The 10,495-nt window shown below is 40.1% G+C and carries 13 protein-coding genes and 1 pseudogene; 7 read left to right on the top strand and 7 right to left on the bottom strand.

What is annotated here, in order from left to right:
* Positions 1 to 301 (top strand): hypothetical protein (locus tag J7E21_RS14935; RefSeq protein ID WP_215109218.1); only part of this gene is annotated, 301 nt, incomplete at its 5' end.
* Here J7E21_RS14935 and J7E21_RS16395 read toward each other — a convergent pair.
* The 5 genes from J7E21_RS16395 to J7E21_RS14920 all read right to left on the bottom strand — a co-directional run bounded on the left by J7E21_RS16395 (position 298) and on the right by J7E21_RS14920 (position 3,086).
* The gene (locus J7E21_RS16395; RefSeq protein ID WP_251048054.1) at positions 298 to 534 is read right to left on the bottom strand and encodes a hypothetical protein; all 237 of its coding nucleotides are present in this window, start codon (positions 532 to 534) and stop codon (positions 298 to 300) included. The genes J7E21_RS14935 and J7E21_RS16395 overlap by 4 nt on opposite strands.
* Positions 420 to 779: a tyrosine-type recombinase/integrase gene (locus tag J7E21_RS16390; RefSeq protein ID WP_251048053.1), complete on the bottom strand. Its 360-nt coding sequence runs from the start codon at positions 777 to 779 to the stop codon at positions 420 to 422. Before J7E21_RS16390 ends, J7E21_RS16395 begins: the two co-directional genes overlap by 115 nt.
* A 213-nt stretch (positions 780 to 992) precedes the next feature.
* Entirely contained in the window at positions 993 to 1,193 is a 201-nt protein-coding gene (locus tag J7E21_RS16385; RefSeq protein WP_251048051.1) for a hypothetical protein, read from the bottom strand.
* A gap of 502 nt (positions 1,194 to 1,695) precedes the next feature.
* On the bottom strand, positions 1,696 to 2,601 hold the full coding sequence (locus J7E21_RS14925; RefSeq protein WP_215109215.1) for a zf-HC2 domain-containing protein: 906 nt from the start codon (positions 2,599 to 2,601) through the stop codon (positions 1,696 to 1,698).
* Positions 2,598 to 3,086, bottom strand: a complete 489-nt coding sequence (locus tag J7E21_RS14920) for an RNA polymerase sigma factor (RefSeq protein WP_215109213.1) — start codon at positions 3,084 to 3,086, stop codon at positions 2,598 to 2,600. Before J7E21_RS14920 ends, J7E21_RS14925 begins: the two co-directional genes overlap by 4 nt.
* 527 nt (positions 3,087 to 3,613) lie before the next feature.
* On the opposite strand from J7E21_RS14920, the gene J7E21_RS14915 reads away from it, so the two are divergent.
* Genes J7E21_RS14915 through J7E21_RS14905 form a run of 3 tightly spaced genes read left to right on the top strand, consistent with a single transcriptional unit; the run spans position 3,614 to position 6,367 of the window.
* A complete protein-coding gene (locus tag J7E21_RS14915; protein ID WP_215109210.1) occupies positions 3,614 to 4,168 on the top strand; it encodes a recombinase family protein in 555 nt (184 codons plus the stop codon).
* Positions 4,125 to 5,558, top strand: a complete 1,434-nt coding sequence (locus J7E21_RS14910) for a Mu transposase C-terminal domain-containing protein (protein ID WP_251048050.1) — start codon at positions 4,125 to 4,127, stop codon at positions 5,556 to 5,558. Before J7E21_RS14915 ends, J7E21_RS14910 begins: the two co-directional genes overlap by 44 nt.
* Positions 5,555 to 6,367: an AAA family ATPase gene (locus tag J7E21_RS14905; protein WP_215109207.1), complete on the top strand. Its 813-nt coding sequence runs from the start codon at positions 5,555 to 5,557 to the stop codon at positions 6,365 to 6,367. Before J7E21_RS14910 ends, J7E21_RS14905 begins: the two co-directional genes overlap by 4 nt.
* Positions 6,368 to 6,575: 208 nt before the next feature.
* On the opposite strand, the pseudogene J7E21_RS14900 reads toward J7E21_RS14905, so the two are convergent.
* Positions 6,576 to 7,494 (bottom strand): annotated as a pseudogene (locus tag J7E21_RS14900) (IS30 family transposase).
* 188 nt (positions 7,495 to 7,682) lie between these two features.
* On the opposite strand from J7E21_RS14900, the gene J7E21_RS14895 reads away from it, so the two are divergent.
* On the top strand, positions 7,683 to 7,823 hold the full coding sequence (locus J7E21_RS14895) for a hypothetical protein (RefSeq protein WP_215109205.1): 141 nt from the start codon (positions 7,683 to 7,685) through the stop codon (positions 7,821 to 7,823).
* Here J7E21_RS14895 and J7E21_RS14890 read toward each other — a convergent pair.
* The gene (locus J7E21_RS14890) at positions 7,802 to 8,689 is read right to left on the bottom strand and encodes an IS30 family transposase (protein ID WP_353047797.1); all 888 of its coding nucleotides are present in this window, start codon (positions 8,687 to 8,689) and stop codon (positions 7,802 to 7,804) included. The genes J7E21_RS14895 and J7E21_RS14890 overlap by 22 nt on opposite strands.
* A gap of 149 nt (positions 8,690 to 8,838) precedes the next feature.
* On the opposite strand from J7E21_RS14890, the gene J7E21_RS14885 reads away from it, so the two are divergent.
* Positions 8,839 to 9,213: an isocitrate lyase/phosphoenolpyruvate mutase family protein gene (locus J7E21_RS14885; RefSeq protein ID WP_215109187.1), complete on the top strand. Its 375-nt coding sequence runs from the start codon at positions 8,839 to 8,841 to the stop codon at positions 9,211 to 9,213.
* Positions 9,214 to 9,349: 136 nt separating this feature from the next.
* Entirely contained in the window at positions 9,350 to 9,964 is a 615-nt protein-coding gene (locus tag J7E21_RS14880) for an RraA family protein (protein WP_215109185.1), read from the top strand.
* Positions 9,965 to 10,495: the final 531 nt, after the last annotated feature.

Here is a 10,495-nt window from a genome sequence, read left to right as displayed (position 1 = left end):
AAAAAAGACGATCGGTTTTCCAAAACGCTATGACGCCCTGTTGCGCGACTCCAGAAAGATGACCGAGGAGCAATTGGCAGAACACTATTTAAGTGTTTTTTTGGAAGACGTCTCCCGTCGAGATACTGGTAATAGCCGACACTCAGGGAGGCGTCTTTTCCTTTCTCCAGAGTTATTAAGGACATTATATCCGTCAATTCCTGGACAAACAATACCATCAACTTTTAGACATTATGAAACAGCATTAACAGAAAAGAACTGCCACAAAAAGCAACAGCCCCTTCCTGTTTTTACTTTCTAAAATTCATTTTGATCATGCATTTCTTTATAAATATTTATCAATGGTTCCTTCAGATCCAGCGATTGATGGCCCGTTTGTTGCGCGATAGTTGATAGATCTGCACCGGCGGCGTGCATCGCTACCACTTGGCTTTTCCTGAAGTTGTACCCGGTAAGCCCCGTCCAACGCTGCAAAAAACTATAGTACCCGATTTCACTGATGGCTGTGCTTTCATAGCGTCCATTCTTATACACCCTCCCACAAAGTAATTATCTGGTTTCAGATGGTATTCGCGTATGTAACCGTCGATTGCCTGGGTAACTTCCTGCGTGAGACGTTTCGTATGCCATCTTTTTTGCTTTTTCAAATAAACATGCACGCATTTGTTGTTCAGATCGAAATCACTTATTTTTAACCGCACCATTTCGCTAGGTCTGTTAGCGGTTACTAGATTGACTAAACAAATCGCCTTTGCTCTTATCGGGAGACAATGGAGCATATCCATCAACTCTTTCTTATCAAGGGCCGACTTTCCTCGAACTTGTGTCAAATGAGCATATTGATCTTCCTGGTACATTTTCCGTATCCCCGAAAGCTCATATGCCACACCAGCCTGTCCTTTGAGATCTATTTTATGGATGACACTCAAGTACTTTCTAATAGCTGCCAGCCGGCGTTCCCACGTTGTTTTCTTAACTTGCTGATCAGTCAGTTAGATGTACAAATAATCAAGCATCGCCTCTGCGCCAATTACTTGGGCTGTGTTGCAGCAATAGTTCTTGTATCTCCGAATATCGCCCTCATATTGTTTTGGGATTTCCTCCATTTTCTTTTCAATATGAATTTTTCTGTTGTGGTAACGTTTCTGAGTCTCCAGAGTGTCCTGGTGAGTTGCCAACTTGAAATCCGTCATTTTTCTGCCTCCCCATTTCTTTTCAAAATCATTGTGAAACAACATTTATGATAGATTGATTTTGAAAAAAGTATTGGGACAAAGCAAAAGAGCCAGAGAAGAAAATTGTCACTTTGACCGATAAATTGCGCTTATTTTAATTGTTATTTTGCACATTCAACTTTAAACCTAGCTACCTTCACATGAGAAGATTAGCTAGGTTACTTAATTATTTTAGAACTATTCTAATCCATTTAGTGAAAAAGTGACTGCTCATTGTTCAGCAATAGCGCCTGTTTGTTGAAGATAGACTCATTAATAAGAAATAATGAGTTTATCTCTGCAACTTACCCTGAACAGTAGTATTTGGGTGTTCAACCAATTTAAAGGATCCTTTTTGGCCATGTTTTAGAAATTGAATCCATCATCATTAAACCTTTTCGTATAAAGTAAAATAGAACTGAAATTAAGAAGAGAATTACTGATTGGTGAGTCTAGTATAAACCAGTGAAAGCAACGACTATTATAAAGTGCTTTTCGGCTTCTTGATTGATAATTTTTTTAATATGTTCCTTCCAGCTATCAACGCAAAATATAAAGAAATTGCGACTAATAATGTTGCATAAAAGTCTCGTCCAGCAAGGTAAGATGTAGAGTGAAAACCCATTATAAGTAAGTGAGCAAACAGGTAGGAGAAAGGTAATAGAATAATTTTTTCTAGTCCATTTCTTATTTTTTCATTCTTACGGAATATGGCCAATCCAATTCCACAAATAAGTAAAAATCCTATAGCAAACATCACATAGTAGTTTAAAACTAGCCGAGGTAACGTAATGATAGAACCATCCGTTATGGGATCTCCATACATTAAAATATTTTCACTTCCATCGGTATTGTAATAATAGATTGAGGCGACCGTTTCTCCATTAGGGTTTAAGACAGTATTCTCTAGGTTGTTTTTGCTTATTTTCTGGTGCCAAATCGTTTCCCATGTAGTTATATCATAGACATAACCTGAATTGTCTGCTGCTGGATGTTGATTTACATGGAATCCGGAGACCTCCTCACTAAAATTCAAGAGTACAGTTCCGTCATCCCTTTCAATGATTGAAACCGCATTTTCATTATAAGAAATGTATGCTGGCGCTGTCAGATAAGCCATCGTAATCATTGCTAAAACCAATGTTAGCATGACTGAAAGAATAATCGTTTGTAGCTTTTCCCTTCGCAATGTATTTTGTATGTTTTTTAAGGGAGCTATGTCGGTATCTATTGGCAGTTCTTCAAGCGGTCTCATTTCTCCAAGTTGTTTTTTGCAGTTTTCACAAGAAGCAATATGTTCTTCAACGATTTCTCTAGTATCTTGACTTGTCATATTCTCGACATATAAAGGCAGTAGATCACTAATCACATTACAGCTGATTTTCATCGATAATCCTCCAATCGCGCTTTAATTTTTTCTCTAGCACGGTGATAAGTAACACAAGCCCAGTTATCACTTTTTGCAAACAATTTGCCAATTTGCTTAAATGACAGTTCTCCAAATACACGGAGCGTAAATACTTGTTTATAGGGCTCTTTTAAATTTTGGATAATTTCATGTACGTTCATAGACGATTCTGAAGTGGTTATTTCTTGTTCTACATTGTCTTCATTAGCTTGTTCTGGAAGGGACTCTAAATCTACAAAGCTTTTCCTCTTACGCAAATAAGAATAATAACTGTTTTTGGCGATTTGGCATAACCAAACACGGATATCACTATCCCCTCTGAAACTGTCTAGCGATGTTAATGCCTTCATAAAAGTTTCCGACGTGATATCTTCGGCGATATGCTTATCACCAGATAAACTATACACATATAAAAATACATCTTTAAAATATTTATTATAAATATCCTCAAGCTGTGTCACCATTTCACCTCCTTACATATAAGACGCGATAAGTTCAAATATCTTACAAAAATAAATGAATTACTGTACAAAGTACACGCGGTCATTTTTTCTTCCAGCATAATTACAGGAAATCCCGAAGTCGATAATCCTTCCCATGTATTCCTTTATCATATTCAGGGAACCTTTCTCCTTCACATTGTTCCAGCTGAAATTGAATTAGTTTGAGTGAAATATATACAATCTTTATACTAACTAATATCTTACTACCAAGTGATTATCGACAATTGGCCCGATTGCTGAACAAAATAAAAAAGCACACATTTGCTATCTGTTATTGTAGTTCATAAATAAAATTCTATTTTTTGTAGAAGTTATTATTTGTTCCAAAACTCGTCCTTTTCTGGACACGGCACTGGCCGATTAGAAAAGGATCTTTTTTTGTACCTTTCACGTAATAAAACCCTGTACATTATTCTATGTTCACTAACCGTTCGAATTTTATCTTATTGTACAATCAATTCATAGAAAAAGAGGAAAAGAGTGATTGGGTGTTAATTGGATATGCGCGCGTGTCAACAGGATTACAAAATCTGGATTTACAGATGGATGCCTTAACAGCTTACGGCTGCGATAAAACATTTCACGACAAAATGAGTGGAACGAAAAAACAACGTCCCGGTTTAGAGGAAGCAATTCACTATGCACGTGAAGGAGATACGATTGTCGTTTGGCGATTAGATCGTTTGGGGCGAAATATGCAGGATTTGATTCAATTGGTGAATGCATTAAATGAACGAGGTGTGGCCTTCCATAGTTTACAGGAAAATTTGACGATGGATAAACGCAATGCAACAGGACAATTGATGTTCCACTTATTTGCGGCATTTGCCGAATTTGAACGGAACTTGATTGAGGAACGTTCGGCGGCAGGACGAACAGCTGCCAGAGCAAGAGGGCGTCTTGGAGGAAGACCGGAGAAGTTTGGAACAAAAGATATTGAGATGATGCGTTCTTTAATTAATAATGGAACACCAATCAAAGATGTGGCTGAAAAATGGAATGTTTCCCGAACCACCATTTATCGTTATTTGGAAAAACAGTAAATTGGAAAGGTTGCTGCTTATGCAGAACGTGCGACCTCCATTAACTGGTTCTTCAGAAGAACAACGACAAACAGCCATGGCCAAGTATCAAATCATTGCGCCGTATCTTCAATTCGAGAAAACCTTGTCGAGCATTGCAGAAGAAACGGGTATTGCGAAAAGAACGTTGCATTATTGGATTCAAGATTACGACCAATTCGGATTGAGAGGGTTAATCCGAAAAACGAGAAGCGATTCAGGTTCTATACAGCTCAGTCCCGAAGTTGTCGCAGCAATTGAGCGATTGATTTTGAAGTATAGAAGAAATTCACTAACATCCATTCATCGAATGATCTGTGTGCAATGCCAGGAAAAAGACTGGCAACAACCAAGTTATTATCAAGTTGATAAGGTTTCAAAGTCGCTCTCGGAAAGTTTGAAAGTATTGGCTCATCAGGGTCAAAAAACATATGAAAACCAGTTTGATTTAATCCATCGCAGAGAAGCCAGCTATCCCAATGAAATTTGGCAAGCCGACCATACACTTCTCGATATTCTAGTAATGAATGAAAAAGGAAAGCCAGAGCGACCTTGGTTAACCGTTATTTTAGACGAGTTTAGTCGTGCTATTGCCGGTTATTACGTTACTTTCCAAGCCCCTTCAGCTATTCAAACGGCACTTGCGTTGCATCAAGCAATCTGGCGTAAAAGAAACAAAGATTGGTCCATCTGTGGGATTCCCGAGCAATTTTATACGGATCATGGCAGCGACTTTACATCGAATCACTTGGAGCAAGTAGCAATTGACTTGAAGATTAACCTTGTGTTCTCGGCCATTGGAAAACCAAGAGGACGAGGGAAAATCGAGCGTTTCTTTTTGAGCATCAACCAATTATTGCTGCAAGATTTGCCGGGTTATTTGGGAAATGACCATGAAACTCATCTATTGACTATGAAAGAGCTTGATGAAAAAGTAGGTAATTTTATCGTTTACACTTATCATCACCGCCTTCATAGCACAACGAAAAAAGCACCGATTCTTGCGTGGAATGCTGACGGCTTTTTGCCGAACATGCCGGAGAGTTTAGAAAGCCTTGATTTATTGCTGCTGCATGTTGCCAAAGCCAGAAAAGTTCACTCAGATGGAATTCACTTTCAAGCCTTACGCTTCATCGATCCCAATCTTGCTGCCTATGTCGGTGAATCGGTTGTGATTCGTTACGATCCACGTGACCTCGCTGAAATCCGAGTCTTTTATGAGGATCGTTATTTATGTACAGCCATCTGTCCGGAAATTGCCGGGTATACAGTCAACCTCAAAGAAATTGTTGCTGCCCGAAATCAACGTAAATGCATACTGAAAGGGCATCTTAAGCCGGAGACAACTGTCATTGAAGAGGTATTTCAATGAATAATACACCCACTTTTATTGAAACGAAGGAATACAAGCGCTTTGCTGAATTCTGTGATGCCTGTATCAAATATCAATATATGGGCGTCTGTTACGGTTTACCAGGTGTAGGAAAGACCCTTTCTTCTCGCTATTATGCGAATTGGGATTACTTAGAGAAGCAAATCAGCTATGGGGGCAGCGAGTCAATTGGCGTTCATGCGGATGAAAAAATTTTCGATTGCCATACGCTTTTTTATACGGCACCTGCAGTAAGTGCTTCTAAAATGACAAATGCAATTGGTTTAATGGATAGTAAATTAAATATGGTGAAGTCTGTCTATCGTTCTAAGATTACCGGGGAAGAGGAACAATTTACGGCCAATTCTTTTGAGGGCATCAACTTACTTATAATAGATGAAATTGATCGTCTAAAACTGCAGAGTTTAGAACAACTTCGGGATATTTACGATCAAAGCAATATAGCGATGATATTCATCGGTATGCCGGGCATCGAAAAAAGATTGTCTCGGTATCCTCAGCTATACTCGCGAATCGGATTTGCACATGAATTTGATCGATTAAGTAAAGATGAAACGCACCATTTGTTAGCCTATAAATGGAAGGAACCTGGATTAGACATTCAATTAGAGGATTTTGCAGATTATGAAGCCTTAGCCAGTATTATCAAAATTACAAACGGGAATTTCCGGCTCATTCAACGGCTTTTTACACAAATTGAAAGAATCCTAGAAATCAATCAGCTTACTTCAATTACAACAGAAGTGGTCGAAGCTGCACGTGACAGCTTAGTCATCGGTGTTAAATAAACACGAAAGCTATCTTCCCACAAAAGAGGAAAGATAGCTTTTTTATGCAAAATAACGATTAAATAAGGCGCAAAATAGCACTTAAAGTGACAGAAAATTGACGCCTTCTTCTCTGACTCTTATAAACCATCGTTTTTGATAGGGATTATAATTTATAAATTGTATTTTCAAATTAAGCTCAGACATGCCTTACTAATATTTCCGTTTGTCAATATAAGCTAGACAAATCTACTCCATTCAGGTGACTCAAAAATGCCTCCAAGGGTGTGCGGTAATCCAGCGACTTCCGTGGGATGTGATTCCGCTTGTCAGCCACCGAGGAAATGAACGGTTGCTCCACCTGGTTGAAGTCCATTTCTTTTGGCAAGCCGTCTTTTCGAAGGAGCTCGTTGGAATTTTCATTCAAGGCGCGCTGAGAAGGCGTCCCGGGGTCCGCAAAGTAAATCGAGACATCGTGCCGGTTGCACAGCGGCTTCCAATTGGAGGAGAATTCCTTCCCACAATCAAACGTGATGGATTTGAACAGATTTCTCGGGACTCCTTGAAACCACTGGTTCAAAGCGACTTCAATATCGAACGCCTTTCGACCAGCGTGATCACCGCACTTTTGTGGCGGGCGCCGACAATGGTGTCGCCTTCGATGTGCCCGAACTCTTTTGGAAAGAAGGATAATCGGATTCCCTTTCCGAGATATGCCGTTTGAACGCCTGCTTTCCGCGGCGTTCCTGGTGGCCATTGGGTTTTCTTTTCCCTTTCATCGGGAGTGTGTCTTCGTCAAAGACACGATTTTTGAACATCCGATAAAGCGTGCGGATGGAACAATCAACGACCGTCTCTGCGCGGCCAACAATGACATCAGGTGTCCAGCCCTGAGCCACCTTGTCTTGAATATAGGCCCGTTGTTTCTCCGGCAAGACGATTGTCTGTCGTCCGCAGCGCTTCTTATTTTTCTTGTATTGTGTGTAGAATTCGAGGGCTGTGTGACCTGATTTCAGGAAGTTGATGACATTATAAATCGGCTGCCTGGAACGATTCAGGCGTTCAGCTATTCTCGTTACAGGTGTATGTTGATGATAGTACGCTTCTATCATCACCAGTTCGTCCGTGGTAAGATGGGTGTAGGTCATTCGTGGTCACTCCTATGTTTTTCTTTGGTCGGAAAATACATGTTGAGTGTACCACGGATGGCTTTTTTAATTGTCTAGCTTAATTTTACAATCGGCGATTTATAATAACGGTATTAAGATATAATAAAAGAGAACATTAATAAATCCTTGAAAAAGGTTAGGTTTACAGAACTATAGGAGGAAGAAAAATGAGTCAAATCGAACAACAAGCAAGAGAAATATACACTAAACATATTCCTATCATCAACGACTTTGCAAAAACCTTTGAAGATCTCAAAAGAAAATTAAGTATGCGTAAATTGTCAATTCAAGTCGAACACGGCAAGTAGCTCATGAATACCTCAAACGGCGTATTGTAGTTCAGTACTTTTCGGGGGACCTGATTGAAGACCAAGAGAAAGTCCAGGATCTCCTTCTGGGTCATCCGGCTGAAGTCGGTTCCTTTGGAATACGTGCAGCGAATGCGACCGTTGCTGTTTTCGTTGGTGCCGCGCTGGCCCGGCACGCCAGGATCGGCGAAGTAAAACGGAACTTCCAGTCCTTTCTCAACTTCTTCCCACAGATGAAATTCCTTGCCCCAGTCGGCGGTGATGGACTTCACCACTTTCTTTGGCAGGTTTTTCAACACCTGGATAATGGCCTGCGCGGTTTCACTGGCCGTCTTCGCCGACAGCTTGTAGACAATCTTGAATCGGGTGGTGCATTCGGTCAAGGTGAGGATCTGGCTCTTGTGCGACTTGCCGATGACGGTATCGGCTTCCCAGTGCCCCACTTGGCTTCGAGGCGCCAGGCGCGCATGAATATTTTTCAGATAGGGCATCTTGCCCCGGGTATCCGTGACGTTGTTTTTCAGCTTTCTCCCTTTGCGGATCAACAGCTTTTGGGACAGGTTGAACAGGCCGAGCGCTGCGTATCGGTAAATACTTGAAATACTGAGGGGAAAGGGTTTCTTGTGCGTTTTCCAGTACCTGCCCACGATGCTTTCAGGCGACCAGCCCAGCTTGAGTTTGGCCAGAATATAGTCGACGTCTTCTGAATTGACGGATCGTCTACAGCTGCAATTTTCTCGCTTGATATCGTAGTCAGCCTGCGCCAAAAGGGCGTTATACGGCTGACAGCGTTTCAGTTCATAGTTGATGGTGCTCTTGCTTCGTTTCAACTTCGCGGCGATATAGGACAGCGATTTGTTTTCCAGTCAATAACTCTCGATTATCACACGTTCCCGTGATACGATATGGGCATAGCTCATTTGGGGACACTCCTTTAGTTGATTCGCGTTAACTACAGTGTACCCACTTGAGCTATTTTTATTTTCTAGCCGTTCGACTTAATATGATAATCTACATGATTAAAAAATCTAGGGGAATTATTGTGGCTCCTGGAGCAGCAAAAGTCATAACAGCTAGGCTGATTGAGGAGGCAGCATTTCCTGTTGTGTATACAACCGGTTCGGGGTTATCCAATAAAATGTTAGGTGTGGCGGATGTAGGATTGATTTCGTTCAAAGAAGTACTAGATCAAGTTAAATATATTTGTGATGCAGTTGAAATCCTGATTATAGCAGATGGGGATACCGGGCTTGGAGACGCGGTTAACGTGGTTCGGACAGTGACAGAATCTAAAAAAGCAAGTGTATCAACTATTCAATTAGAAGATCAATTAACACCGAAAAGTGTGGCCATTTTGATGGGAAGCAAATTGTTTCTGCGGAAGAGATGAAATTAAGATGTTAGAAAGTAAGTATATGAATTACTTTGATGACATATAAATGTTTTCCTGACCCTCAGATAGTTTTGTATAAACAACTCTAGTGATTAGAAGAATCTTAAAAAAACTGACGAATGAGGTGTATATATTGAGTTCAAAAACAGAAGAATTTAAAGATCTCCCAACAACTTGTATATCGGATGCTCTATCTGGATTAACAAATATGGACCAATCAATCAAACCGGTTAAAGAAAATCTCACACTGTGTGGAAGAGCCTACACAGTTAAGGTTAGAGCAGCGGACAATAAGGTTGTGTTAAAGGCAATCAAAGAAGCAAATCAAGGAGATATACTAGTAATAGATGCAAAAGGCTTCTTGCAAAACGCTTCTTGCGGTGATTTTATAGTTGGTTTAGCTCAAACCCTAGGCCTAGGTGGGATTGTAATCGATGGTGCCATTAGAGATTTAGCAGGGATACAAGATATGGACTTTCCTGTTTTCTGCAAGGGAACTACCATAGCTGCAAGTGACAAACACGGAACGGGAGAAACGAATGTTCCGATTTCTTGTGGAAATGCAGTGATTCGTCCAGGAGATATCATCAAGGGAGATATTGATGGGGTAGTTGTAATTCCTCAAGAGCTGGAGGAAGAAGTGCTGAAGAAAGCAATTGATAAATTGCAAAAAGACAACTTGCGGGAACAAAAGGTAATTGGTAATCCTGAAGCTGCAAAGTCTTATATTGATGAACAGCTAGCGTAAAAGCATAAACAGGCACGGCTATTGGAATTTTCTTATTAGATAAGGAAATTTCTGTCTTAAGACCTTTTTCTTTACCTTTAATCGGTAGGCATTTTAGAGAATACATTACCTGCAGAAATTAAGACCTCTAGAAAAAATCCCAAGAAAAGAAATGAGATTATGCATAAAATATTCGATGCTCACCTTCATATTATTGATCCTCGTTTTCCCTAAACCCATAGATGCAATCTTTTTTGCTTTTATGTTTAAAATGTGGAATCTTTTTGGTAGGGATTGCCCAATGAAATCCTACGCTCTCTTTACATTTTTATAAATATAGAAGCAAACCTACTGGGTTAGCTTCTATATTTTTATTAGTGTAGATATTCCTCTGTTGTCTACATCAATATTTCAGAACGTAAAAAGCCATCCTCCAAAGAAGATGGCTTTCCTTTTTCCGACTCCTGTATCCTCGGTTCCTCGTATATATTGAAGCAATTTGTTATTCTTGCCGTGTTAATATCATTGGAACCTAGTTGGATTTTCTTTTTT

It is taken from the genome of Planococcus sp. ISL-109, assembly GCF_018613655.1.
In the GTDB taxonomy this organism is placed as follows: domain Bacteria; phylum Bacillota; class Bacilli; order Bacillales_A; family Planococcaceae; genus Planococcus.
This window is presented reverse-complemented; position numbering and strand designations above follow the sequence as displayed.